This is a genomic window from Streptomyces sp. R44 (assembly GCF_041053105.1).
GTDB lineage: Bacteria > Actinomycetota > Actinomycetes > Streptomycetales > Streptomycetaceae > Streptomyces.
In genome coordinates this window covers 2,893,477-2,916,430 of record NZ_CP163444.1, presented here as the reverse complement: position 1 = coordinate 2,916,430, position 22,954 = coordinate 2,893,477, and the positions used below count along the sequence as shown (strand labels likewise).

Genomic DNA, 22,954 nt, shown 5'->3' with positions numbered 1-22,954 from the left:
GTCAGCATGGCGCCGTGACAGAGATCGTCAAGGGGGGAAACCTGCCGGTCCCCGGGCAGGTGTGGCGGATCGCGGTCGTCCGGCGGGCCGCCGGCGAGGGGGTGCCGGAGGTCGACGCCTCGGCGCTGCTCCTCGACGCCGAGGGCCGGGTCAGGGGCGACGGCGACCTGGTCTTCTACAACCAGCCCGCGCACGCGTCCGGCGCGGTGCGCCTGCTCGGGCAGGTGCAGGACGGGGAGCAGCGGGTCGCCGACTGGCTGGAGATCGACACCGAGCGCGTGGAGCCCGCCGTCCAGCGCATCGTGATCACCGCCTCCAGTGACGACGGGACGTTCGGCCAGGTGCCGGGCCTGCACATCCGGACGATCAGCGCCGGCACCGGCGAGCAGCTGGCGCTGTACGAGGTCGACGACGCGAGCACCGAGACGGCGTTCCTCCTCGGCGAGTTCTACCGGCGTGACGGCGGGTGGAAGTTCCGCGCGGTCGGCCAGGGGTACGCCTCCGGCCTCGTCGGCCTCGCCGAGGACTTCGGCATCGTGGGCGGGGATCCGGAGCCGGCCCCCGAGGACGAGCCGGTCCACGAGGACGTCCCGCCGGGGCCGGAGGCCATCCCCGAGGAGCTCCTTGCGAAGGTCCGGGAGGACGAGGCCGCCGCTGTGCGGACACCGGCACGGGTCCCCGTCCAGCGGCCCCCGCGACTCGGCCCCCGGTCGGACGTCGAGCTCTTCGGCGAGGACTTCCCGGAGTTCTTCCGCAGCGGCAAGGGCAAGGCCGTCATCACCGTCGACGTGCCGATCCCGGCCGGTTACCTCGTCGTCGACACGACCCGGAGGGGCGACGGCTACTTCTCCGTGCGGACCCTCGACGAGAAGGGCGAGGGCGACGTCCTGCTCGCGAGCACGACCCTGAAGGACCACGAGGGCCGTGGGCTGCTGCGGTACGACGGCAAGCGCCCGCTGCGCCTGCGCGTGAGCGGCTACGACCGGGAGTGGACGGTCGCCCTCCGTCCGGTGAGCGCCGTGGAGGTCCTGGACGGCGCCGCCGAGGGGCGGGGCGGCGACGTCCTGCTGTACACGGGTCCCGCCGCCCTGCTCGCCTCCCGGCTCCACACGAGACTCGGCCACGCCTACTTCAGCGTGCGGGGCCACGAGCCGGGCGGCCGCGACCACCTGCTCGCCACGGCCGCGAGCAGGCTCCCCAGGGACACGCGTCCGCTGCCCGAGGGGCCCCTGCTCGTGCAGGTCCGCAGCGCCGAGGGCGACTGGTCCCTGAAGGTCAGGCCGCCGAAGGAGAACAGATTCTGGCGCCGAGGCGCCCGCTAGGGCCTACGCCCCTTCCTTGAGGACCCTCGTCACGAGGGTCCTCTGGGCGTCCGTGAGGTGGGGGTCGCCGCAGCGGAGCGTGCGGCCGTCGACGGTGATCTCGTACGAGAAGCCGTCCGGCACGCCCCGGGCGTCACCGTCGCCCTCCGCGAGGACGGTGGAGGTCAGGGACTCCCATTCGGGTCCCGAGACCTCCACCTCCGCCGACCGCTCGATGCCCGCGAAACCACCCGTGCGCCGCACTCGAATCCGCATGGGCCCTGTCTACCGCAGAACCGGCCGGCTCACGAGGCCGTCACACCGACCCCCGCCCAGGCGCGCTTCACGGCCTCGACCACGTCCCCGTCGCCGTAGAGGTCCCGCGCCGTCGTCACCGTCGCCCGCGCGAACTCGTCGAACCGGATCTCCTCGGTCAGCGCACCGCCGGTCATCGTCGCGTACCAGATCCGGCCGGGACGCTCCCAGGCGTTGCCGCCGAGCTCGGTGGCGAGCAGGTAGAAGGCGTGGTTGGGGATGCCGGAGTTGATGTGCACGCCGCCGTTGTCGGAGCTGGTGCGCACGTAGTGGTCCATGTGCGCGGGCTGCGGGTCCTTGCCGAGGACGTCGTCGTCGTACGCGGTGCCGGGGGCCTTCATGGACCGCAGGGCCGTTCCCTCGTCGACGGCGGGGCCCAGCAGCCCGGCGCCGATGAGCCAGTCGGCCTGCTCCGCGCTCTGGCCGAGGGCGTACTGCTTCACGAGCGAGCCGAAGACGTCCGAGACGTGCTCGTTGAGCGCCCCCGACTGGCCGTAGTACGCGAGGTTCGCCGAGTACTGGGTGAAGCCGTGGGCCAGTTCGTGGCCGATGACGTCGACCGGGATCGTGAAGTCGAGGAAGAGCTCGCCGTCCCCGTCGCCGAACACCATCTGCTCGCCGTTCCAGAAGGCGTTGTCGTACTTCTCGTCGAAGTGGATGGTGGCGCGGAGCGGCAGCCCGGCGCCGTCGATCGAGTCGTGGCCGAAGGCGTTCAGGAAGAGGTCGAAGGTGGCGCCGAGGCCGGCGTAGGCGCGGTTGGCCGTGCCGTCGGTGACCGGCGGCTCTCCCTCGTCGAGCACCTGGTGGCCAGGGAGCCGGGTGCCGTTCTTGGCGTCGTAGATCGTGCGCCTGGGCTTTCCGGTGCTGCTCTCCGACGGGGCGGGCGCGGTCCGCTCGGTGCGGGTGGCGCGCTGGGTGAGGTCCACCGCGAGGGTGCGGCGGGCGGCCTCGGCGACGGCCGGATCGGCCGACCGGGCCAGCCGCTCCAGGACGTGGGGCGGGACGATCGAGCAGAAGACAGGCGGGTGGGAGGTCATGAAGGCAATGTGGCACTGCGTACCGCCGGTGTCACGAGTAGCGACGATGATTGGCGAAATGGAGTGATGGGTCACCTTTCGCCCTTGACGCGGACGCCGTCCCGCATACTGAAACAGGACGTCCGGCTCTCCCGGACCTGGGCTATGGTGACGCACATCATGCGTTTCGGGCTGCTTCTCCTTAGCTGCCGCGGCGAGGGCCTGTAGTCGTAGGCCGACCCCCTCCCCGCGGGTTTTGGTGTTGCGTTCGACAGTCGGCCGTCCTTCTTGCTGGACCCGAGGAGCCCTACGCAATGTCTCAGTCGCCTTTCGTCAGCCGCCCGACGCCCATCACCAACGCGACCCACACGCAGCAGCCGTCCGGGATGCCGATCCACAAGTACGGCCAGTACGAGGCCGTGACCATCCCCGACCGGACCTGGCCCGAGAAGCGCATCACGAAGGCGCCCCGCTGGCTGTCCACGGACCTGCGCGACGGCAACCAGGCGCTGATCGACCCGATGTCCCCGGCCCGCAAGCGCGAGATGTTCGACCTGCTCGTACGCATGGGCTACAAGGAGATCGAGGTCGGCTTCCCGTCCTCCGGCGAGACCGACTTCGCGTTCGTGCGCTCCATCATCGAAGAGGGCGCGATCCCGGACGACGTCACCATCTCCGTCCTGACCCAGGCCCGCGAGGACCTGATCGAGCGGACCGTGGAGTCCCTGGTCGGCGCCAAGCGCGCGACCGTCCACCTGTACAACGCCACCGCGCCCACCTTCCGCCGGGTCGTCTTCCGCGGCTCGAAGGAGCAGATCAAGCAGATCGCCGTGGACGGCACCCGGCTGGTGATGGAGTACGCGGAGAAGCTGCTGGGCCCGGAGACCACCTTCGGCTACCAGTACAGCCCCGAGATCTTCACCGACACCGAGCTGGACTTCGCCCTGGAGGTCTGCGAGGCGGTCTGTGACGTCTGGCAGCCCGGCCCTGGCCGCGAGATCATCCTCAACCTGCCCGCCACCGTGGAGCGTTCGACGCCGTCCACGCACGCGGACCGCTTCGAGTGGATGTCCCGGAACCTGACCCGCCGCGAGCACATCTGCGTCTCCGTCCACCCGCACAACGACCGCGGCACGGCCGTGGCGGCGGCCGAGCTGGCGATCATGGCCGGCGCCGACCGCATCGAGGGCTGCCTGTTCGGCCAGGGCGAGCGGACCGGCAACGTCGACCTGGTGACGCTGGGCATGAACCTGTTCTCGCAGGGCGTCGACCCGCAGATCGACTTCTCCCAGATCGACGAGATCCGCCGTACCTCCGAGTACTGCAACCAGATGGAGGTCCACCCGCGCCACCCCTACGCGGGCGACCTGGTCTACACCGCCTTCTCCGGCTCCCACCAGGACGCCATCAAGAAGGGCTTCGACGCCATGGAGGCCGACGCGGCCGCCCAGGGCAAGACGGTGGACGAGATCGAGTGGGCGGTGCCGTACCTGCCGATCGACCCGAAGGACGTCGGCCGCTCCTACGAGGCCGTCATCCGGGTCAACTCGCAGTCCGGCAAGGGCGGTATCGCGTACGTCCTGAAGAACGACCACAAGCTGGACCTGCCCCGCCGGATGCAGATCGAGTTCTCGAAGATCATCCAGCAGAAGACCGACAGCGAGGGCGGCGAGGTCACGCCGGCCGCGATCTGGGCCGTCTTCCAGGACGAGTACCTGCCCAACCCGGACAACTCTGCGGCTCGTTGGGGACGCATCCAGCTGCGATCCGGCCAGTCCACCTCGGACACGGACGGCACCGACACCCTGCGCGTCGAGGCGGTCGTCGACGGCGTCGACACCGTCCTGACCGGCTCCGGCAACGGTCCGATCTCCGCCTTCTTCGACGCCCTGCAGTCGGTCGGCGTGGACGCCCGCCTGCTGGACTACCAGGAGCACACGATGAGCGAGGGCGCCTCCGCGCAGGCCGCCTCGTACATCGAGTGCGCCATCGACGGCAAGGTCCTGTGGGGCATCGGCATCGACGCCAACACGACCCGCGCCTCCCTGAAGGCGGTCATCTCGGCGGTCAACCGCTCCGCCCGCTGACCCCGCTCCACCCCGCCGTCCGCTGCCCCGCACCCTTCCTCCCGGAGGGTGCGGGGCAGCGGCACGTGTGAGCCGCGTCATAGTTTCACGTCGCTTCAGGTTCACTTAAGGAAGATCGCCCGGTCATGTCGGAATCAGCGCCATATGGGGTGAGTTGACGGCACATCACGGTCTGACGGATGGTACGGACCATCCCCCTCGGGACCCCCCACGCCTCCCCTCTCCGTACTCCCTGACCTGGAGTTTCGTATGCGCACGACCGCTGCCGTGGCCGCCGTCCTCGCGGTGACCGGTGCCGCCCTCAGCTGGGCCCCCGCCGCCTCCGCCACCACCACGGAGTGCGTGTCGCATCCGCTCGGCACGGCCGGTCTGTACGCCGAGTTCGTCGAGAAGGACTCCGTCCGCCACGCGGACTCCGAAGGCGCGGTCGCCGTCGGCGGCGACGCCACCTTCGGCGAGCCGGGCACGTCCGGCTTCTCCGTCGGCTCCCGCCTCTCCGACGCCGACCTCGCCCAGCTGCCCGGCGGGCACAGCCTCGTCGTCGGCGGCACCCTCAAGGCCAACGGCGTGGTCCTCGTCAAGGGATCCGGCATCGCCGGCAAGGTCGTCGACAACTCCCGGGGCACCGGCTTCGACGTCGACGGCGACAAGGTCGCGACCGGACCCTCCCCGATCGACTTCGGCAAGGAGTTCACCGAACTGCGCAGGCTGTCCGCCGGCTGGGCGGCCGTGCGGCCCAACGGCGAGGCGGCCGTCGACGGGCGGGGCCTCTACCTCACCGGCACCGACGCCAGGCTGAACGTCTTCGCCGTGAGCAGCGCCGACCTGGAGAAGGCCGGCGAGATCTACCTCAAGGTCCCGGCGGGCTCCTCCACCCTCGTGAACGTCATCGGCACCTCGTACGACATGCAGGCCAAGCCGACCTCCGGCGTCTGGATCTCGGACGGCGGCGCGTACGTCCAGGACGACTACGACCAGCACACCGAAGCCCACAAGAGCATCCGCTCCAAGCTGCTGTGGAACTTCCCGCAGGCCGCGACCGTCAAGAAGAACTACGCCGCCTGGCCCGGCACGATCCTCGCGCCCGACGCCGCCGTCACCATGGGCGGCCGGGGCGCCTACGGCCCCGGCCACATCAACGGCTCCGTCATCGCCGAGTCGCTGGACACGATCCCCGGCGCCGAGACCCACCAGATGAACTTCACCGGCTGCCTCCCCGAGGTGACCACCCCCGGCCCCGTCGTCACCCCCGAGACGCCGAAGCCGACCGCCACCCCGGCGCCCACCACCCCGGCGACCGAGGGCACGCCGACCACCCCGGACGGCACCGGGACCCCCTCCGCGTCCCCGTCCACCCCGTCCACCCCGGGCTCTCCGACGACTCCGGGTGAGGCCACCACCGCGCCCGCCCCGGCCCCGTCCGCCACCCCGGAGGGTGATCTCGCGACGACCGGTTCGGCCATCGGCCCGGGTGCCATCGCCGCCGCCGTGGCCGCCGTCGCCGTCGGCGGAGGCTTCCTGGCCTTCGCGAAGCGCCGCCGCCGCGCTTCCTGATCATGGGAGAGCGGTGACGTGTCTCGGCCAAGTCCGCGGTGAAGTCCTGACGGGGTGCTGACGCCACATCAAGGATGTGGCTAACATCACGCCAACGCCGGCAGTGCAGCCGGGCCGTTGAGGAGGTGCGTGTGCGGTCTGCCCGGAATTCACGTGGTGGGAAGGTGACCGTCTGCGGAATCCGCACCTCCTGGAACACCGTCGGAGACGGCGAGTTCTTCTGCGAGGAGTGCGGGGGCGACCGCAACTACCGACGGCGCACCGGCCGCCGCAGGTTCGCCGTCCTGGGCGTCCCCGTCCTGCCCCGGGGCTGTACCGGCCCCGTCGTCGAGTGCGCGGCCTGTCACACGCACTTCGGTACGGAGGTGCTCGACCACCCGACGACGAGCCGCTTCTCCGCGATGCTGCGGGACGCCGTGCACACCGTCGCCCTGGCCGTCCTCGCGGCCGGCGGCACCGAGTCCCGCGAGGTCCTGGACCGGGCCGTCACCGCGGTCCGGTCCGCCGGCTTCGCCGAGTGCACGGCCGTCCAGCTCGTCGACCTCGTCGAGGCCCTGGAGGCGGACACCGGGCGCTTCATGCCCGAGGTGAACCCCGAGGGCACGCTCCTGTCGATCGAGCTCCACGAGGCCCTGGAGCCGCTCACCCCGCACCTGGCGCCCGCCGGGCGGGAGTCGATCCTGGTCCAGGCCGCCCGGATCGCGCTCGCGGACGGCGCCTACACGCCGGCCGAGACCGAGGTCCTCGGAACCGTCGGCAACGCGCTCGCGCTGGCCCCCGAGGACACGGTCCGCCTCCTCGCGACGGCCCGCACGGTCCCGTAGACCCCTCTCGATCGGAGCCCTCGTCCTCGGCCCCTGACGGCCGGCTACGGGACGATGTTCTGGTTCAGCCGGAACACGTTGTCGGGGTCGTAGCGGCGCTTGACCGTACGCAGCCGCTCGTAGTTCTGGCGGTAGTTGACCCGCACCCGGTCCTGGTCGTCGGTGTCCATGAAGTTCACGTACCCGCCCTCCTGGGTGTGCGGGCGCAGTGCCCGGTCGTAGGCGCGGGTCCAGGCGATGTTGTGCTCCGAGTCCGCCGGGTCGGTCCAGGTGCCGCCGAAGGAGTGCGAGAAGAAGGCGTCCCGGTAGGCGAACGCGGTCTCTTCCGGGCCCACGTCGTGGCACGCCCCGTCGATCGGGAAGATCGCGGTGTCCGACTCCATCGACGGCATCGTCGCGCCGAACTCCATGTGGGCGTCGATCGCGCCGTCGGTGAGCTCGCGGCTGAAGTTGCCCTTCCAGTAGTGGTAGAGGCCCGGCGGCAGTTGCTCGTCGAAGAGGGTGTTGATCACCGGGTACGGCATCCGGTCCATGAACCGGCCGATGACCGGGCCGAGGCCGTCCAGGCGGGCGAGGACCTTCTCGTCCTCCTCCGGCGGGCCGCTGAAGCAGGTGAACGCGGCGCAGATCGGCCGCCCGTGCCAGCGCTCCGGCAGGAACGGTTCCTCCGGGCCGAGCGCGATCACGAGGATCACGTTCAGCTCGACCGGCGCGGTGGCGTTCAGGTCCCGCCAGGCGCGGGCGACGTCGCCGTCGAGCGCGTAGCAGGTGATGCCGCCGTAGATCGTGTCGACCGGGTGCAGCCGGTAGGCGAGGGAGGTGACGACCCCGAAGTTCCCGCCGCCGCCGCGGAGCGCCCAGTACAGGTCGGGGTGCCGCTCCGCGTCACAGGAGACGAGGGTGGCGTCGGCGGTCACCACGTCCGCGGCGACCAGGTTGTCGCAGCTCAGGCCGCAGCGGCGGGCCAGGTGCCCCATGCCGCCGCCGAGCGTCAGCCCGCCGACGCCGGTCGTGGAGACGACCCCGCCGGTGGTGGCGAGCCCGAAGGCGTGGGTGGCGTGGTTGAAGTCGCCCCAGGTGGCACCGCCCTCGGCCCGGGCGGTCCGGGCCTCGGGGTCGACCCGTACGCCGCGCATCCGGGACAGGTCGACGACCAGGCCGTCGTCGACGGTCCCGAAACCGGCGACGGCGTGGGAGCCACCGCGCACGGCCGGCGGGAGCGCGTGCTCCCGGGCGTACCGCACCGCCGCGATCACGTCACCGGCGTCCACGGCGTGGACGACGACGGCGGGGCGGCGGTCGTGGAGGGCGTTGTAGACCCGGCGGGAGGTGTCGTAGGAGGGGTCGCCGGGGGCGACGACGGCACCGCGCACGGTGCGGCGGAGTGTGTCCAGGGGGGTGGTTGTGGTGGTCATGGGTCCGGTGTAGCGGGACGCCCCTCCGGGCCGCATCGCCGGAACGACCCATGGGTGGGCCGCCCGCGGCATGGGCGATCCGGCCCACGCGCCCCCCCCCGTGTGGGCAATCGTCCCGCTGGGCGGGACGGGTGGGCACACGGGACGGCGCCCTCCCGCGGCGCCTCCGCGTTCCGCGCCCTGGCCCGCACCACCGGTGCGCCGCGCATCCGGTGCGGGTTCAGGCGCGGGAGCCTCTGGCGCCGGCAAGGCGCGGGTCCGTTGTGCCCACCCGTTCCGCCCCAGCGGAACGATTGCCCACAACGGGCCCGGCGGTGCGAGCGCCCACAACGGGGGTGGGTCACAGCAGGTCGTGGGCGTAGGCGTAGGACGTGGCTGCTGCTCGGGAGCCGACGCCCAGCTTCGCGAAGATGTTGTTCAGGTGCCGCGCCACCGTGTGCTCGCTGATCACCAGCGCCTGCGCGATGTCCTTGTTCGTGCCGCCCGAGGCGACGAGGCGCAGGACCTCCGCCTCGCGGGCCGTCAGCCCGCCCGGGAGGCGCCGCCGGGCCCCGCCGGTCAGCAGTGCCGCCGCCCGCCGCGCGTCCGGCACCGCCCCGAGCCGTTCGAACACCGCTCGCGCCGCGCTCAGCTCCAGGCGGGCCGCCTCCTCGTCGCCCACCGCCCGGTCGGCCGCCGCGAGCAGCATCCGCACCTGGGCCGCCTCGTACGGCACCCGCAGCTCCAGCCACCCGGCGAGCGCCCGCCGCAGCAGCCGCAGCGCGGGCTCGGGACGTGCCTCCGCCAGGGCCACCGCACCCCGCGCCGTGTCGGCCATCGCCCGGAGCAGCGGTACGTCCCCGGCCAGGACCTCCAGCTCCGCCGCCGCGCCCGCGGCCCCGGGCACGTCGCGGACGGCGAGGGCCACCTCGCTCCGGGCGGCGAGCAGCCGGGCCCGGCCGAGGAGGTCGTGGGCGGGGTCGCTCTGGCAGGCGAGGGCGAGGTCGACGCCCGCCACGGCCGCGGCGGCACGGCCCTGCGCGAGCCGCAGCAGCGCGAGGCCCGGCTGCGGGATCCTGCCGAGTTCATGGGCGTGCGCGTACGAGGCGGCGGCCTCCTCCAGGCGGCCCTGGCGCCGCTGGACGTCCCCGGCGGCGTAGTAGGCCGCGGCCGCCGACTCCAGGCAGTCCACGGGCACCTCACGGCACGCGAGCCGGGCCTCCGCCTCGGCGAGCGCCCACGCCCCGAGGAGGTCGAGCACCTCGACCCGGTGCGCCCGGCACACTCCCCGGAAGGGGTTCTCGCCGGAGGGGACGGTGATGGGGGTCGCGGCGGGCTCGGTGTCCGAAGCGTGGCCCGCCCACGGCGGTTCGCACCATTCCATCGCCGCGTTCGTCCACTCCACCGCGCGGGCGAAGTCCGCCGCGTCCATGCACTGGGTGATCGCCAGGCAGTACAGCCAGCCCGTGAACATGCCGCTCAGTTCGCCGGCGGTCACCGCGCACATCGCGTCGTCGAGGAGGGCCAGCGCCTCGGCGCGCCGGCCGTTGGCGAGGTGGACGGAGGCCTCAGCCTGGCGGCTGAGGGCGAGGAGGTCCGGGCTGCCGGAGCGGAGGGCGAGCCGGGTCATGCGGCGGGCCGCCGCGAGCGCGGCCGCGTGGTCGCCGCGGGCCGCCGCCTCCTCCGCGTCGGTCCACGCGAGGAAGCACTGCTCGGGGCAGGGCGGTTGGTCGTCCAGATGGTGGTGGGCCCGGTGCAGCCAGCCGGCCGCCGCCGCGGGCCGCCCGAGGCCCTCGTACTCGTACGACAGCCACCACGAGGCAAGCCCGGCGCCCCGGTGGTCGCCGCCCGCCACGTACGCCGCGTGGGCCCGCAGCCGGGCCGCGACGGACTCGTCCACATGGCCCGACCACCAGGCGGCGTCGGCCAGGATCGTCAGGTCGTCGGCGCTCAGCGCGCGCGTGGGGTGCTCGTCGTGGGCGTGCAGCAGCCCGTACGCCTCGGTCCAGGACTCACGGGCCGCCGCGGTCCTGGCCCGCTCGATCCGGTCGATCGTGGGTGCGGACATGGCCCTCACCTCTTCCGGGTCCTTCCAGAGTAGGACCGGGAGGGGGTGAGGGCCCCGCGACGGCTACTTGATCGCGCCGCTCGCGCGCAGCATGTCCTCGCGCTCGACGATCTTCACGCGCTCGCGGCCCTGCGGCTCGCCGAGCGCCTTCTCGGCGGCGTCGAGGGCGTACCAGCCCTCCCACGTCGTGTACGTGATGCCCTTGCCCTCCAGGAAGGACACGACCGCGTCCTCCTCCGGGGTCTCCGGCGTGAGCAGGCGCCCGTTCGCGAAGTCGTCCAGGAGGTTCGCGACGGTCTCGTTGGCGTCGCCCTTGGTGTGGCCGATGAGGCCGACGGGGCCGCGGCGGATCCAGCCGGTGCAGTACGTGGAGGCCAGGTGCTCGCCGGTCTCCTCGATCACGCGGCCGCCCTCGTCCGGGACGGTTCCGGAGACCGCGTCCCAGGGGAGCTTGGGCAGCTCGTCGGAGAGGTAGCCGACCGCGCGGTAGACCGCCTGGACGTCCCAGTCGGTGGTGGCGCCGGTGCCCTTCACGTTGCCCGTGCCGTCCAGCTCGGTGCGCTCGGTGCGCAGGCCGACGACCTGGCCGTCCTCGCCGAGGATCTCGACGGGGGACTCGAAGAAGTGCAGGAAGAGCTTGTGCGGGCGGTCGCCGGCGTCGCGGATCGCCCAGTTCTCCAGGGTCTTGGCGACCATGTCGGTCTGCTTGTTCTTGCGGCGCTCGGCGATCGAGCCCTCGTCGTAGTCGATGTCCTCGGGGTTGACGATGACCTCGATGTTCGGCGAGTGGTCGAGCTCCCGCAGCTCCATGGGGCTGAACTTCGCCTGCGCCGGGCCGCGACGGCCGAAGACGTGGATCTCGACGGCCTTGTTGGCCTTGAGGCCGTCGTGGACGTTCGCCGGGATCTCGGTGGGAAGCAGCTCGTCCGCCGTCTTGGCGAGGATGCGCGCGATGTCGAGGGCCACGTTGCCGACGCCGAGGACGGCGACCTTCTCGGCCTTCAGCGGCCAGGTGCGCGGCACGTCCGGGTGACCGTCGTACCAGGAGGCGAAGTCGGCGGCGCCGTACGAGCCGTCGAGCTCCACGCCGGGGATCTTCAGCTCGCGGTCGGCCATGGCGCCGGTCGAGAAGATCACCGCGTCGTAGAAGGCGCGCAGGTCGTCGAGGTGGACGTCGGTGCCGTAGTCGACGTTGCCGAAGAGGCGGACCTGCGGCTTGTCGAGGACCTGGTGGAGGGCGGTGATGATGCCCTTGATGCGCGGGTGGTCGGGGGCGACGCCGTAGCGGATGAGGCCGAAGGGCGCGGGCATCCGCTCGAAGAGGTCGATCGACACGCCCGGCTCGGCGGCGGCCTCGGACTTCAGCAGCGCATCGGCGGCGTAGATTCCGGCGGGGCCGGCGCCGACGATCGCGACCCGGAGGGGGCGGGGCATGACTGGTTCCCTTCGCAAGCGACGTGGCGGCGAAGCCGCCGACACTTAGGTCACCCTAAATAACTCCTCGCGCGGACCGGTACCCGCCCCCGGTCTATGGCCTCATAAGGTGAACTTATGACTTCCATAAGCAGGCCTAGAAGGAGTCGGCGATCGACTCGGGGTGCAGGAACCCCATGACGGCCCACGCGACCGTGCCGACCAGGCCGGGGAGCGCGAGGACGGTGAGGAACAGGCCGAGTGCGAGCTCCCCGCGCCGGAAGAGGGCGATCCTCGGGAGGACGACGTTCCCCGGGTCGTTCGGGTCGTAGCTGACCTTGACGGCCATGCCGCCCGCCAGGGTGAACACGTTGCGGATCAGCCCGGCCGGGTCCGTGTACAGGTACATCCCGGGCCTCTCCGGGACCTCGGCGGCGAAGGTCGTGATGCCGTGCCGGATCAGGCGCCACTCGCGGTACCAGTTGGCCAGCGCGTTCGCGCCGAGGGCGAGCGCCCCGACCAGGACGAGTCCTCCGGGGATGAGGACGAGTGCGGCGACCGGTTCCCCCGCGGCGGCGACGAGCCCGTACGAGAGGACGAGCAGACCGAAAGCGCCGGCCGACAGCCACTTGATGCGGCGCAGCTTCCTCGCCCGCCGGCTCAGGGGGAGCTCGCGGGTCTCGACGAGGGCGGTCCCGTCGGCCGCCGTGTCCCGTCCGGGCGTCCCGGGCAGGGTGCCGTTCACGGTCTCGGCGAACATCGCGGCCGCCGCCTCGCTCACCCCGCTGATCCGGTGCACGTACCGCGTGGTCCCCGCCGGGGCCGTCAGCTCCACGGTGAGCGTCCGCTTCTCGGTACGGATCCGCTCGACCGCCGCGAGCGGGATGCGCGCCTCCTCGTGAGGCCGGCTCAGGAGCAGCGCGTCGCCCTGGAGTTGGAGGGAGGCCTTCTTGGAGCCCTGGACGACGGGTGTGGACGGGGTGATCGACATGGAGGGGATGGTAGGGGCGGGAGCCCGGTTCGCGGGAGGGGCCCGGACGGCTCGCGACGGCTCACTTCGGCTTGAAGAGGATCAGCTCCGAAGGGAGCGTCATCCTCACGGTGTGGGTGTCGGTGATCTGGACGATCCGGTGAAGCCCGATCTGCTCCTTCGGCCTGTCCTGCGTCAGGTCGAGGAACTTGTCCGCGGCCCCGGCCAGATAGGCGGGGAAGGCGTCGAGCGTGGTGTGGCCGAGCGAGAAGTACTCCTTCAGGCGGCGGAAGAGCTTGGGGAGGATCACCACGTCATCGGTGATCGACTGCATCCCGGCGATCTTCGCCCCGGTGACGGTCACGTCGCCCAGGGCGTCGGCCACGATGCTCCAGATGCCCACACCGATCCCCGCCTGCGCCTCCACCTTGCCGTCGGCCAGCGCGTCGCGCAGCACGGGAGGCAGCCCCTGGTAGAACGTCGGATACGCCAGACCCTGGGCGAGCAGGTGGTAGTTGGCCGTCCTCTCCTTCACGAGCCTCGCCGACACGTCCAGCTCGTAGCCGCTCGCCCCCGGCGGGTCCCCCGGGCAGGCGAACGCCACGCAGCGGCCGAAGACGTCGGCGCCGTTGGTGAGGATGAAGCCCGGGACCGATTCCGGGGTCGCGGAGATCATGTCGTGCGGGTGGTGGGGGTCGGGGGTGCGCCGGATGTCGCGGAAGCCGAGGAAAGTCAGCAGCGCGTCCGTGGCCGCGTCGCCGAACTTGGCCGGCTGGCGCTTCTCGTCCCCGTAGTTCCCCTCGTAGTGCGTCTCCAGTGCGTCGATGCCTTCGAGCCGGACGTCGACGTGCCCGTCCCGCGCCGGCTGCGGCTTCTCGCAGCCCCGGACGAGCTTCCACTCGCCCACGTAGTCCGGGATGAAGGGGACGGTGTCCCCGTCGGGGGCCGTATGGCCCGAAAGATGGAAGGATCCCTTGATCAGCAGCATGGGCATGGTGACTCCCACGGCGATGTGTGTGGGGCATGGAAGGGAACCGGTTCTCCTCCTTCCATGCTGCGACCGCGCGCGGCGGAGCGCCATTCCGCCGGCCGCCTCCTGTCAGGCGACGCCGCCCTTGTGGACCGCGGCGACGAAGGACGCCCAGGCGGCGGCCGGCACGACCAGGACGGGACCGTCGGTGACCTTGCTGTCCCGGACGGGGACGACGCCGGCGACGTCGTACGTGACCTCGACGCAGTTGCCCCCGTCGCCGTTGCTGTAGGAGCTCTTGAACCACTGGGCGTTGTTCACGTCGTACTGGCGCATTATCTGTAGTCCTCCGCCGCCGATTCGATCAGGGCCAGGGACGCCTCCGGCGACAAGGTGGCGACCCTGAGCAGATCGTAGGCGCGCTGTGCCTGCTTCACCACCGCCGGATCGTCGAGGAGCGTCCCCGAAAACGCGGTCTCTGTATAGGCCGTTGGCGGCTGGTCCTCGAACTCCATCAGCCGGAGCGAGCCCTCCATGACGGAGTGCGCGCCGACCGCGCGGGGGATCACGGTCACCAGGACCAACCGCTCGCGGATGAGCTTCGTGATGTGGTCCAACGTCGCCGCCATCACCGACGGGCCGCCCACCGGGGTGAGCGCCGCGTTCTCGTGCAGCACGACCCAATACTCGGGCCTTGTAGTGCCCCTGAGGATCGCCGCCCTGTCGATCCGTGCGGTGACCTTCTCCTCGATGAACTCTTCCGTGGCGAACGGGTGTGTCGCCACCGTCACCGCTCGGGCGTACTCCGCCGTCTGCAACAACCCCGGCACCACCGTCGGCGCGAACTCGCAGATCTTCGTCGCCACCCTCTCCAGCTCCGCCACCTCGCTGAAATAGGACGCGTACGGCGACTTGTCGATGAGTCTGCGCCACGTACGTTCGAAAATACCGCCGGTTTGTAGGACCTCGTCGATTCGCACCGCCACATCCAACTGCGGCTTTCGAATTCCCTGCTCGAACAGGCCGATGTACGCCCCGGATACGAACACCCGTCTGCCCAGCTCGCTCTGCGTGAACCCCGCAGCCTCCCGGCGTTCCTTCAGGAGCTCACCGAAGAACTCCCACGCATCCTGCTGCTTGCTCTTGGCCATGGATTAACTCCCCAACCCTACCCCGCAGTTGTACGGGCAGCGCGTCTGCCGATTCTACGGATCTGCCCCCACCCTGGAGAGGCGAAGCGGGAAATGGATTCAGAAAGGCATACGTTGGTGAAGGAAGACATCATGAAGGCGACCACGGGGGCAGTCGGAACCGCACAAGAGGCAGTGGCGGAATTGCGCGAGGCCCTCGCGAGGGCGGGAATCACGCTCCCCTCGCTCGGGCTCGACGTCGTCACCCTCGCGGCCGACCCGCCGCGGCCGCTCGTGGAATTGGGATGCTGCACGGTGGAAACGGCCCGGCTCCTCGCCGCCGCCGTACTGCCGAGGGAGGAGAGTCGATCGTGACGCTGCCCATCGGGTCGTACGTCGTCGAGATCCGTACCGGACGGGTCGGGAGGGTCATGGGGCACGAGGGCCCCTATGTACAGGTGCGTCCGCTGGGAGGCGGGCGGGAGTGGGACGTGGAGCCGGACGGGGTCCGCGAGGCGACCTCGGCCGAGCGGCTCAGCGCGGCGACGGCGCACGTCAACGCCCGCAGCCGGGGCGAGGTGCCCTGACGGCTCGCACCTGTTAGTCCATCCGCCGCGCCCGCGCTGCACGCGCCTCGCCGCCCCGGTTACGTGGTCCCCGCGAACCCGTTCGAGTTCGTTGACCACGAAAGGAAACGAGGTGTTCGGCATGGCGAGACCGGCGTACCGGCTGGCCGCGGTGTGCGCGGCCGCAGGCGCGTTGCTGACGGGGGGACTCACGGGGGCCGAGGCGACGGAGGGGGACGCCGCCGAGCCGGAAGGGCGGTACGTCGTCCTCCTCAAGGACTCGGCCCGCGACCGGCTCGACGCGGTCGTGCGGGGCCACGGGCGGGACCACGGGGTGCGGGCGGGCTTTCGCTACCAGCACGCGCTGGTCGGGTACTCGGCGGTGGTGCCGGAGTCCCAGGTGGCCGCACTGCGGGCGGACCCGAACGTCAGGGCGGTGGCCCCCGACCGGCCCGTCCAGGCCACCCAGCAGGTGCTGCCGACCGGCGTGAACCGGATCGACGCCGATGTGAGCAGCGCGCTCTCCGGGAACGGGTCCGGCACGGTGGACACCGCGGTGGCGATCCTCGACACCGGGATCGACACGGGCCACCGTGATCTCAACGTGGCCGGCGGGTTCAACTGCATGGACCCCTCGCGGCCGAACGCCTACCGGGACTTCAACGGCCACGGCACCCATGTGGCCGGTACCGTCGCCGCCCGGGACAACGGCGACGACGTGGTCGGGGTCGTGCCCGGCGCCCGGCTGTACTCGGTGAGGGTGCTCGGCGCCAGCGGCCGGGGCTCCACCGCCAACATCCTCTGCGGCCTCGACTGGCTGGCGAACAACGCCGCCGGGCTCGGCATCAAGGTCGCGAACATGAGCCTCGGCGGCGACGGCGCCGACGACGGCAACTGCGGCTTCACCAACAACGACCCGGAGCACCAGGCGATCTGCCACGTGGTCAACGACGTCGGCGTCACCATGGTCGTGGCGGCCGGAAACGACGGCAACGACCTGGCCGGCCACACCCCCGCCGCCTTCGACGAGGTCCTCACCGTGACCGCGATGGGCGACTTCAACGGGCAGCCGGGCGGCGGCGCCGCCTCGACCTGCCGGGTCGGTACGGACGATGCCGCGGCCGACTTCTCCAACTTCGCCGTGAGCACCGCGGACGCCGCCCACACCATCGCCGGTCCGGGCGTCTGCATCCGGTCCACCCGCAACCACGGCACCACCGTCGTCTACTCCGGTACCTCGATGGCCTCGCCGCACGTGGCAGGCACGGCCGCGCTGTGCCTCGCCAGCGGCCAGTGCGCGGACCCGTCCCCGGCCGGTGTGGCCGCCGAGCTCCGCGGTCACGCGGCGGCCCGGCCCGCCTCGTACGGCTTCGCGGGTGACCCGAACTCGCCCGTCACCGGGCGCTACTACGGGTACCTCGTCCACGCCGGCGGCTACTGAGCACCCGCCCACCCGCTGACGGTGTCCCCGAGCACCGTCAGCGGGTGCGGCGGCGGGCCTGCTGCACCTCGCGGTTGAAGGCCCACGCGTCGGCCACCGGGCCGAGGTGGCCGAGCTTGTCGGGGTTGAGGATCGAGCGGATCGCCTGGATCCGGCCGTCCAGGACGTCGAGGACGAAGACCTGGAGGATCCGGCCGTCGCGGTCGCGGTAGACCGCGCCCGGCTGGCCGTTGACCTCGCGCGGCTCGCAGGTGACGTCGAGGTCGAAGAGGGTGGGGAAGACCGTGCCCAGGAGCCGTGCCACCTTCTCCGCGCCCATGATGGTCCGGGCGAGGTTCGGGGCCTTGCCGCCGCCGTCGCCGACGAGCTGGACATCGGCGGCCAGGAGGTCCTGGAGCCCGCCGACGTCACCGTCCTTGAGGGCGTCGAAGAAGCGGGTGGCCAGTTCCTGGCGTTCCTGTCGGTCGGCCGCGAACCGGGGACGCCCGTCGTGCATGTGCCGCCTGGCCCGTACCAGCAGCTGCCGGCAGGCCGCCTCCGAACGGCCCACGGCCTCGGCGACGTCCTGGAAGTCGAAGGCGAAGACCTCCCGCAGGAGGAAGACGGCCCGTTCCAGCGGGCTGAGCCTTTCGAGGAGCAGCAGCGCCGCCATGGAGACCGAGTCGGCCAGCTCCACCGCGCGCGCCGGGTCCTCGTACGGATCGCTGAGCAGCGGCTCGGGGAACCAGGGGCCGACGTACTCCTCGCGCCGGACCCGCGCGGAGCGCAGGACGTCGATCGAGAGCCGGGTGACCGTGGCCGACAGGAAGGCCTTGGCCGAGTCGGGCCGGGTCGAGGAGCCGTCGAAGCGCAGCCAGGTCTCCTGGACGGCGTCCTCGGCCTCGCTGACGCTGCCGAGGATCCGGTAGGCGATCGAGAACAGCAGCGGGCGCAGTTCCTCGAACTCCTCGACCTTGCTCATGCTCATGACGGCTTCCTCTCCCCGTACCGATGACGCTTCATGATCATCCAGGTGGGCGGCGCCTGTCAGTGGAACTGGCCGGGCACGTAGTCGCCCGCCGGCTGCCGGGTGATCGCGTTCAGGCGGTTCGCCATGTTCATGAAGGCGATGTGGAGGACGAGGGCCATGAGCTGCTCCTCGTCGTAGTGGAGGGCCGCCCGCGCCCAGACCTCGTCACTGACGCCGCCGGCCCCGTCGGCGACCCGGGTCCCCTCCTCGGCGAGTTCGAGCGCGGCGCGCTCGGCCTCGGTGTAGACGGTCGCCTCGCGCCAGGCCGCCACCAGGTTGAGCCGCACCGGGGTCTCGCCGGCGTGGGCCGCGTCCTTGGTGTGCATGTCGATGCAGGCGGCGCAGCCGTTGATCTGGCTCACGCGCAGCGCGACCAGCTCCTGGACCGGCGCAGGAACCGTCGACTGCTTGATCTGCCCGCCCAGCGCCATGAGGTGCTTCAGGGCCTTGCCGACGGTGGGGTTGGTGAAGACGTTCAGTCGGGCGTCCATGGGGTGCTCCTCGGTGTGGGGCGCTGGCTGGTTACACCCCCGAGACGAGGTAGCCCCGCCGCCTGTGACACCGGTGAATGTGACCTGCGTCTCCCTGGGGCCATGCGTCCTCTCCTCCGGCGCCGTACGGGAGAATGGGCGCATGAGTCTGTTCCGCGACGACGGCATCGTGCTGCGCACCCAGAAGCTGGGTGAAGCGGACCGCATCATCACGATCCTCACGCGCGGTCACGGCCGCGTACGCGCCGTCGCGCGGGGCGTACGCCGGACGAAGTCGAAGTTCGGGGCGCGCCTCGAACCCTTTTCGCACGTGGACGTGCAGTTCTTCGCCCGGGGGAGTGAGCTGGTCGGACGCGGGCTGCCGCTCTGCACCCAGAGCGAGACCATCGCCGCGTACGGCGGCGGGATCGTCACCGACTACGCCCGGTACACCGCAGGCACCGCGATGCTGGAGACGGCGGAACGGTTCACCGACCACGAGGGCGAGCCCGCCGTGCAGCAGTACCTGCTGCTCGTCGGCGGGCTGCGGACGCTCGCCCGGGGCGAGCACGCGCCGCACCTCATCCTCGACGCCTTCCTCCTCCGCTCCCTCGCCGTGAACGGCTACGCGCCCAGCTTCGAGGACTGCGCGAAATGCGGACTCCACGGTCCGAACCGGTTCTTCTCGGTCGCGGCGGGCGGGGTCATATGCGGCGACTGCCGGGTGCCCGGAAGCGTCGTACCCTCCGCGGAGGCCATCGGCCTGCTCAGCGCGCTGCTCACCGGCGACTGGGCGACGGCGGACGCGTGCGAGCCGCGGCACGTCAGGGAGGGCAGCGGACTCGTGTCCGCCTATCTGCACTGGCACCTGGAGCGCGGCCTGCGCTCCCTGCGGTACGTGGAGAAGAGCTGACGGACGGCGTCCTCGTCTACGCTGCTCGACGGACACGAGGGACCGGAGACCGGTCGGGGTGCATCCGGCGGCGTCACGCACGGACGACCGTGCGCAGGGGGGGAGTGCGGGCGATGGAGAACGGCGCGGACCTGCCGCGGCGGATCGGTGTCTACGACGTCGAGCAGGAGCTGGGCGCCGGCGGCATGGGGACGGTCTACCTCGCCCGGTCGCCGGGCGGCCGGGCCGTCGCGGTCAAGGTGGCCCGCCCCGAGCTCGCGGCCGACCCGCACTTCCGTCGGCGGTTCCGCGCGGAGGTCGAGGCCGCCCGCAGGGTCGGCGGTTTCCACACGGCCCCCGTCGTGGACGCCGACCCCGACGCGAAGGTGCCGTGGCTGGCCACCGCGTACGTCCCCGGGCCCACGCTCGCTGAGCTCGTCGAGCGCGAAGGGCCCATGGACGACAGGCGGTTGAGGGCTCTCGGGGCGGCGCTGGCCGAGGCGCTCCAGGCCGTCCACGCGTGCGGGCTCGTCCACCGGGATCTGAAGCCGGGGAACATCATCATGGCCGAGGACGGCCCACGGGTCCTCGACTTCGGCATCGCGCGGGCTGTGGAGTCCACCCGGCTCACCGCCACCGGGGCGGCCTTCGGCACTCCCGGATACCTGGCGCCCGAGCAGGCGCAGGGCGAGGAGGTCGGCGGTGCCGCCGATGTGTTCGCGCTCGGGGCGGTGCTCGTCGCGGCGGCCGGAGGCCGGGCGTTCGGCACCGGGACGCCGATGGGGCTGATGTACCGGTCGGTGCACGAGCCCGCGGATCTGTCCGCGGTGCCGGAGGAGCTGCGACCGCTGGTCGCCGCCTGCCTGTCCAAGGACCCGGCCGCCCGCCCCACGCCCGAGGCACTCCTGACGGCGCTCGGACCGACCCCGGACCCCGCACCGGATCCGCGCCTGGACGCGGTACCGGATCCGCGCCTCGGCTCCGTACCGGACCCGCGCCTGGACCCCGTACCGGACCCGAGCCCGGACCCGGTGTCGGACCTGGTCCCGGCCCCGGACCCGGTGTCGGACCCGGCCCCGGCCCCCGTGCCCGACGCCGACACCCGCGTGCTCACCACCCCCGGCCCGGCGCGGCCCGCCCCGCCCGCCGCCTCGCGCAGACCCCGTGCGATCACCTCCGTGATCGTCGCCGTCCTGGCCGCCCTCGGGGGTGGTCTCCTCGCCTACACGCAGCTGGGGGACGAGGACGACAAGGGCGCCGGCCCCTCCGTCACCACCTCCGGCCCCTCCACCGCCACCGAGTCCCCGCAGGCCTCCTCCCCGCCGTCCACGCCCGCCCCTTCCCAGGTGAGCGCCGCTCCCAAGGACCGGGTCACCGTCGTCCTGACCGGGACCGTGGAGGGCGGGAAGAGCTGGGTCTCGGCGAAGGGTCAGGACGGCACCCTGCTGTACGAAGGAATCCTGGACGTCGGCGAGACCAAGACCTTCACGGACAAGAACCAGATCGCGCTGGTCCTCGGCAACGCCCACGCCGTCCGGCTCGTCGTCAACGGCAAGCAGGTCCCGAACGAATTCGAGCCCGGCCAGGTCGAACGTCTGACCTACACCAGGGACGACTAGACCAAGAGCGGGCCTCCCGCCGTGGGAAACTCGACTACGCGTGAAGTACGGCAACACCTCTTAGGAGATTCATCGCCATGGCCATCGCACGACTCCTCGGGCGCCAGCGTCGGGAGTACAGCACCCCCGAGCCGCACCCGTCCGGTGCCCGCCCGCCGAAGCTTCAGACCGAGCTGGTGCCGCAGCACGTCGCGATCGTCATGGACGGCAACGGCCGCTGGGCGAAGGAGCGCGGCCTGCCGCGCACCGAGGGGCACAAGGTCGGCGCCGAGCAGGTGCTCGACGTGCTCCAGGGCGCCATCGAGATGGGCGTGGGGGCGATCTCGCTGTACGCCTTCTCCACCGAGAACTGGAAGCGGTCGCCCGAGGAGGTCCGCTTCCTCATGAACTTCAACCGCGACTTCATCCGCAAGACCCGCGACCAGCTCGACGCCCTCGGCATCCGGGTGCGCTGGGTCGGCCGGATGCCGAAGCTGTGGAAGTCCGTCGCCAAGGAGCTCCAGGTCGCCCAGGAGCAGACCAAGGACAACACGAAGCTCACGCTGTACTTCTGCATGAACTACGGCGGCCGCGCCGAGCTCACCGACGCGGCGCAGGCGCTCGCCGAGGACGTGAAGGCCGGAAAGCTCGACCCGGCGAAGATCACCGAGAAGACCATCCAGAAGTACCTCTACTACCCGGACATGCCGGACGTGGACCTGTTCCTGCGGCCCAGCGGCGAGCAGCGCACCTCCAACTACCTGATCTGGCAGAGCGCGTACGCCGAGATGGTCTTCCAGGACGTGCTGTGGCCCGACTTCGACCGCCGCGACCTGTGGCGGGCCTGTGTCGAGTACGCCCAGCGCGACCGCCGCTTCGGCGGTGTCGACCCGGCGGACCTCGCGGTCCTCGACAAGGCCTGACCGGGCTGGGGGGTACGTGATGGAGCTGGTGTACACGCCGACGCGTGAGGACATCACCGACGCGGTGCGGGTGCAGCTGCGGCACGGCGCGTTCCGGGTGCTGCGGTGGCTGCTGCCCGCCGGCACCGTGCTCGCGTTCCTGGCCGCGGCCCTGCTGCTGACCGGGCCCGGCGAGCCGGACGTCGGGGGCGCGGTCCTGCTGGGTGGGCTCGGGCTGCTCACGGCCGTCCTCAGGCCGCTGACGCTCTGGCTCACGGCCCGGCTGATGTACGCGATGATCGAGCGGCAGGGGGAGCACCGGGCCCGGATCGACGAGGACGGGGTCCACTGGACGACCCGGGACAGTGACGTCGTGGCCCGCTGGCAGCTGACGCCCCGCTATGTCGAGACGGCGACGCAGTTCGTGCTGTTCTCCGGCGACAAGGGCCGGGCCGGCGTCGCCGCCCTGCCCAAGCGCGGTGTCACCGACCCGGCCGACGTCGACCGGCTCCGCGAGGTCCTGGACCGGAACCTCACCCGTCTGTGACGGGTACGCGAAGGGCCCGCACCGAATCCGTCCGGTGCGGGCCCTTCGTCTGTCAGGTCACTTCCCGGCGCACTCCGCGCAGGTGCCGAAGATCTCCACGGTGTGCGCCACGTTCACGAAGCCGTGCTCCGACGCGATCGTCTCGGCCCACTGCTCCACCATCGGGCCCTCCACCTCCACGGCCTTGCCGCAGACGCGGCAGACGAGATGGTGGTGGTGGTCGCCGGTCGAGCAGCGCCGGTAGACCGTCTCGCCGTCGCTGGTGCGCAGCGCGTCGACCTCGCCCGCGTCCGCGAGGGACTGGAGCGTGCGGTAGACGGTGGTGAGGCCGACGGAGTCGCCGCGGTGCTTGAGCATGTCGTGCAGCTCCTGGGCGCTGCGGAACTCGTCCACCTCGTTCAGTGCCGCCGACACGGCGGCCCGCTGCTTGGTCGAGCGGCCGCGTACGGGGGGTCCTGCCGTCGCCACGGGGGCCTCCTTGGATGCT

At 71.7% G+C, this 22,954-nt stretch carries 23 protein-coding genes; 11 read left to right on the top strand and 12 right to left on the bottom strand.

From position 1 onward, the window contains the following. The first annotated feature begins 14 nt into the window (after positions 1-14). The gene (locus AB5J54_RS13515) at positions 15-1,322 is read left to right on the top strand and encodes a TerD family protein (RefSeq protein ID WP_369144170.1); all 1,308 of its coding nucleotides are present in this window, start codon (positions 15-17) and stop codon (positions 1,320-1,322) included. A 3-nt stretch (positions 1,323-1,325) separates the two neighbouring features. On the opposite strand, the gene AB5J54_RS13510 is transcribed toward AB5J54_RS13515, so the two are convergent. Together AB5J54_RS13510 and AB5J54_RS13505 are read right to left on the bottom strand one after the other, a co-directional pair. Beyond that, entirely contained in the window at positions 1,326-1,577 is a 252-nt protein-coding gene (locus AB5J54_RS13510) for a protealysin inhibitor emfourin (protein ID WP_369144169.1), read from the bottom strand. A 29-nt stretch (positions 1,578-1,606) separates the two neighbouring features. Further along, positions 1,607-2,653, bottom strand: a complete 1,047-nt coding sequence (locus AB5J54_RS13505; protein WP_369144168.1) for a M4 family metallopeptidase — start codon at positions 2,651-2,653, stop codon at positions 1,607-1,609. 293 nt (positions 2,654-2,946) lie between these two features. On the opposite strand from AB5J54_RS13505, the gene leuA reads away from it, so the two are divergent. The 3 genes from leuA to AB5J54_RS13490 all read left to right on the top strand — a co-directional run bounded on the left by leuA (position 2,947) and on the right by AB5J54_RS13490 (position 7,097). Next, positions 2,947-4,719, top strand: a complete 1,773-nt coding sequence (gene leuA / locus AB5J54_RS13500; RefSeq protein WP_369144167.1) for a 2-isopropylmalate synthase — start codon at positions 2,947-2,949, stop codon at positions 4,717-4,719. Between the two features lie 249 nt (positions 4,720-4,968). Beyond that, positions 4,969-6,273 (top strand): choice-of-anchor A family protein, encoded by a 1,305-nt coding sequence (locus tag AB5J54_RS13495; RefSeq protein WP_369144166.1) that lies wholly within the window; start codon positions 4,969-4,971, stop codon positions 6,271-6,273. A gap of 131 nt (positions 6,274-6,404) precedes the next feature. Beyond that, positions 6,405-7,097 (top strand): TerB family tellurite resistance protein, encoded by a 693-nt coding sequence (locus tag AB5J54_RS13490; protein WP_369144165.1) that lies wholly within the window; start codon positions 6,405-6,407, stop codon positions 7,095-7,097. Between the two features lie 44 nt (positions 7,098-7,141). Here the strand turns inward: AB5J54_RS13490 and AB5J54_RS13485 are convergent, their stop codons facing one another. The 7 genes from AB5J54_RS13485 to AB5J54_RS13455 form a co-directional block, all read right to left on the bottom strand. Then, positions 7,142-8,512, bottom strand: a complete 1,371-nt coding sequence (locus AB5J54_RS13485; RefSeq protein WP_369144164.1) for an FAD-binding oxidoreductase — start codon at positions 8,510-8,512, stop codon at positions 7,142-7,144. Between the two features lie 340 nt (positions 8,513-8,852). Next, positions 8,853-10,559, bottom strand: coding sequence for a response regulator transcription factor (locus AB5J54_RS13480; RefSeq protein ID WP_369144163.1), 1,707 nt, complete (start codon positions 10,557-10,559; stop codon positions 8,853-8,855). Positions 10,560-10,622: 63 nt separating this feature from the next. Further along, the gene (locus AB5J54_RS13475; RefSeq protein ID WP_369144162.1) at positions 10,623-11,993 is read right to left on the bottom strand and encodes an FAD-dependent oxidoreductase; all 1,371 of its coding nucleotides are present in this window, start codon (positions 11,991-11,993) and stop codon (positions 10,623-10,625) included. A 136-nt stretch (positions 11,994-12,129) separates the two neighbouring features. Then, positions 12,130-12,963 carry a hypothetical protein gene (locus AB5J54_RS13470; protein WP_369144161.1) on the bottom strand — a complete coding sequence of 278 codons (834 nt, stop codon included), beginning with the start codon at positions 12,961-12,963 and terminating at the stop codon, positions 12,130-12,132. A gap of 61 nt (positions 12,964-13,024) precedes the next feature. Then, positions 13,025-13,936, bottom strand: coding sequence for a nuclease (locus AB5J54_RS13465; RefSeq protein ID WP_369144160.1), 912 nt, complete (start codon positions 13,934-13,936; stop codon positions 13,025-13,027). Between the two features lie 105 nt (positions 13,937-14,041). Continuing rightward, entirely contained in the window at positions 14,042-14,248 is a 207-nt protein-coding gene (locus AB5J54_RS13460; RefSeq protein WP_369144159.1) for a DUF397 domain-containing protein, read from the bottom strand. After that, the gene (locus AB5J54_RS13455; RefSeq protein ID WP_369144158.1) at positions 14,248-15,063 is read right to left on the bottom strand and encodes a Scr1 family TA system antitoxin-like transcriptional regulator; all 816 of its coding nucleotides are present in this window, start codon (positions 15,061-15,063) and stop codon (positions 14,248-14,250) included. Before AB5J54_RS13455 ends, AB5J54_RS13460 begins: the two co-directional genes overlap by 1 nt. A gap of 132 nt (positions 15,064-15,195) precedes the next feature. On the opposite strand from AB5J54_RS13455, the gene AB5J54_RS13450 reads away from it, so the two are divergent. The 3 genes from AB5J54_RS13450 to AB5J54_RS13440 all read left to right on the top strand — a co-directional run bounded on the left by AB5J54_RS13450 (position 15,196) and on the right by AB5J54_RS13440 (position 17,049). Further along, on the top strand, positions 15,196-15,417 hold the full coding sequence (locus tag AB5J54_RS13450) for a hypothetical protein (protein WP_369149319.1): 222 nt from the start codon (positions 15,196-15,198) through the stop codon (positions 15,415-15,417). Then, positions 15,414-15,629 (top strand): hypothetical protein, encoded by a 216-nt coding sequence (locus AB5J54_RS13445; RefSeq protein ID WP_030317441.1) that lies wholly within the window; start codon positions 15,414-15,416, stop codon positions 15,627-15,629. The genes AB5J54_RS13450 and AB5J54_RS13445 overlap by 4 nt, the downstream gene beginning before the upstream one ends. Before the next feature lie 121 nt (positions 15,630-15,750). Next, the gene (locus AB5J54_RS13440; protein ID WP_369144157.1) at positions 15,751-17,049 is read left to right on the top strand and encodes a S8 family serine peptidase; all 1,299 of its coding nucleotides are present in this window, start codon (positions 15,751-15,753) and stop codon (positions 17,047-17,049) included. A 37-nt stretch (positions 17,050-17,086) separates the two neighbouring features. On the opposite strand, the gene AB5J54_RS13435 is transcribed toward AB5J54_RS13440, so the two are convergent. Together AB5J54_RS13435 and AB5J54_RS13430 are read right to left on the bottom strand one after the other, a co-directional pair. Next, complete coding sequence (locus AB5J54_RS13435) at positions 17,087-18,010, bottom strand: RNA polymerase sigma-70 factor (protein WP_369149318.1); 924 nt, start codon at positions 18,008-18,010, stop codon at positions 17,087-17,089. A gap of 65 nt (positions 18,011-18,075) precedes the next feature. Next, positions 18,076-18,549: a carboxymuconolactone decarboxylase family protein gene (locus AB5J54_RS13430; RefSeq protein ID WP_369144156.1), complete on the bottom strand. Its 474-nt coding sequence runs from the start codon at positions 18,547-18,549 to the stop codon at positions 18,076-18,078. Positions 18,550-18,691: 142 nt separating this feature from the next. On the opposite strand from AB5J54_RS13430, the gene recO reads away from it, so the two are divergent. From recO to AB5J54_RS13410, 4 genes are all read left to right on the top strand, one after another. Beyond that, complete coding sequence (gene recO, locus AB5J54_RS13425; protein WP_030684767.1) at positions 18,692-19,441, top strand: DNA repair protein RecO; 750 nt, start codon at positions 18,692-18,694, stop codon at positions 19,439-19,441. Between the two features lie 113 nt (positions 19,442-19,554). After that, positions 19,555-21,039 (top strand): RodZ domain-containing protein, encoded by a 1,485-nt coding sequence (locus AB5J54_RS13420; RefSeq protein WP_369144155.1) that lies wholly within the window; start codon positions 19,555-19,557, stop codon positions 21,037-21,039. Positions 21,040-21,116: 77 nt separating this feature from the next. Continuing rightward, positions 21,117-21,941, top strand: a complete 825-nt coding sequence (locus tag AB5J54_RS13415) for an isoprenyl transferase (protein WP_369144154.1) — start codon at positions 21,117-21,119, stop codon at positions 21,939-21,941. Between the two features lie 19 nt (positions 21,942-21,960). Continuing rightward, entirely contained in the window at positions 21,961-22,467 is a 507-nt protein-coding gene (locus AB5J54_RS13410) for a hypothetical protein (RefSeq protein ID WP_369144153.1), read from the top strand. 57 nt (positions 22,468-22,524) lie between these two features. Here AB5J54_RS13410 and AB5J54_RS13405 read toward each other — a convergent pair whose 3' ends face one another. Then, entirely contained in the window at positions 22,525-22,935 is a 411-nt protein-coding gene (locus AB5J54_RS13405; RefSeq protein WP_041129147.1) for a Fur family transcriptional regulator, read from the bottom strand. Between the last annotated feature and the right edge of the window lie 19 nt (positions 22,936-22,954).

Coding starts and splice junctions, on each gene's coding strand:
- AB5J54_RS13510 (WP_369144169.1), bottom strand. CDS start 1,577: ATGCGGATTCGAGTGCGGCGCACGGGTGGTTTCGCGGGCATCGAGCGG.
- AB5J54_RS13505 (WP_369144168.1), bottom strand. CDS start 2,653: ATGACCTCCCACCCGCCTGTCTTCTGCTCGATCGTCCCGCCCCACGTC.
- leuA (WP_369144167.1), top strand. CDS start 2,947: ATGTCTCAGTCGCCTTTCGTCAGCCGCCCGACGCCCATCACCAACGCG.
- AB5J54_RS13495 (WP_369144166.1), top strand. CDS start 4,969: ATGCGCACGACCGCTGCCGTGGCCGCCGTCCTCGCGGTGACCGGTGCC.
- AB5J54_RS13485 (WP_369144164.1), bottom strand. CDS start 8,512: ATGACCACCACAACCACCCCCCTGGACACACTCCGCCGCACCGTGCGC.
- AB5J54_RS13480 (WP_369144163.1), bottom strand. CDS start 10,559: ATGTCCGCACCCACGATCGACCGGATCGAGCGGGCCAGGACCGCGGCG.
- AB5J54_RS13475 (WP_369144162.1), bottom strand. CDS start 11,993: ATGCCCCGCCCCCTCCGGGTCGCGATCGTCGGCGCCGGCCCCGCCGGA.
- AB5J54_RS13470 (WP_369144161.1), bottom strand. CDS start 12,963: ATGTCGATCACCCCGTCCACACCCGTCGTCCAGGGCTCCAAGAAGGCC.
- AB5J54_RS13465 (WP_369144160.1), bottom strand. CDS start 13,936: ATGCCCATGCTGCTGATCAAGGGATCCTTCCATCTTTCGGGCCATACG.
- AB5J54_RS13460 (WP_369144159.1), bottom strand. CDS start 14,248: ATGCGCCAGTACGACGTGAACAACGCCCAGTGGTTCAAGAGCTCCTAC.
- AB5J54_RS13455 (WP_369144158.1), bottom strand. CDS start 15,063: ATGGCCAAGAGCAAGCAGCAGGATGCGTGGGAGTTCTTCGGTGAGCTC.
- AB5J54_RS13450 (WP_369149319.1), top strand. CDS start 15,196: ATGAAGGCGACCACGGGGGCAGTCGGAACCGCACAAGAGGCAGTGGCG.
- AB5J54_RS13440 (WP_369144157.1), top strand. CDS start 15,751: ATGGCGAGACCGGCGTACCGGCTGGCCGCGGTGTGCGCGGCCGCAGGC.
- AB5J54_RS13435 (WP_369149318.1), bottom strand. CDS start 18,010: ATGAGCAAGGTCGAGGAGTTCGAGGAACTGCGCCCGCTGCTGTTCTCG.
- AB5J54_RS13430 (WP_369144156.1), bottom strand. CDS start 18,549: ATGGACGCCCGACTGAACGTCTTCACCAACCCCACCGTCGGCAAGGCC.
- recO (WP_030684767.1), top strand. CDS start 18,692: ATGAGTCTGTTCCGCGACGACGGCATCGTGCTGCGCACCCAGAAGCTG.
- AB5J54_RS13420 (WP_369144155.1), top strand. CDS start 19,555: ATGGAGAACGGCGCGGACCTGCCGCGGCGGATCGGTGTCTACGACGTC.
- AB5J54_RS13415 (WP_369144154.1), top strand. CDS start 21,117: ATGGCCATCGCACGACTCCTCGGGCGCCAGCGTCGGGAGTACAGCACC.
- AB5J54_RS13410 (WP_369144153.1), top strand. CDS start 21,961: ATGGAGCTGGTGTACACGCCGACGCGTGAGGACATCACCGACGCGGTG.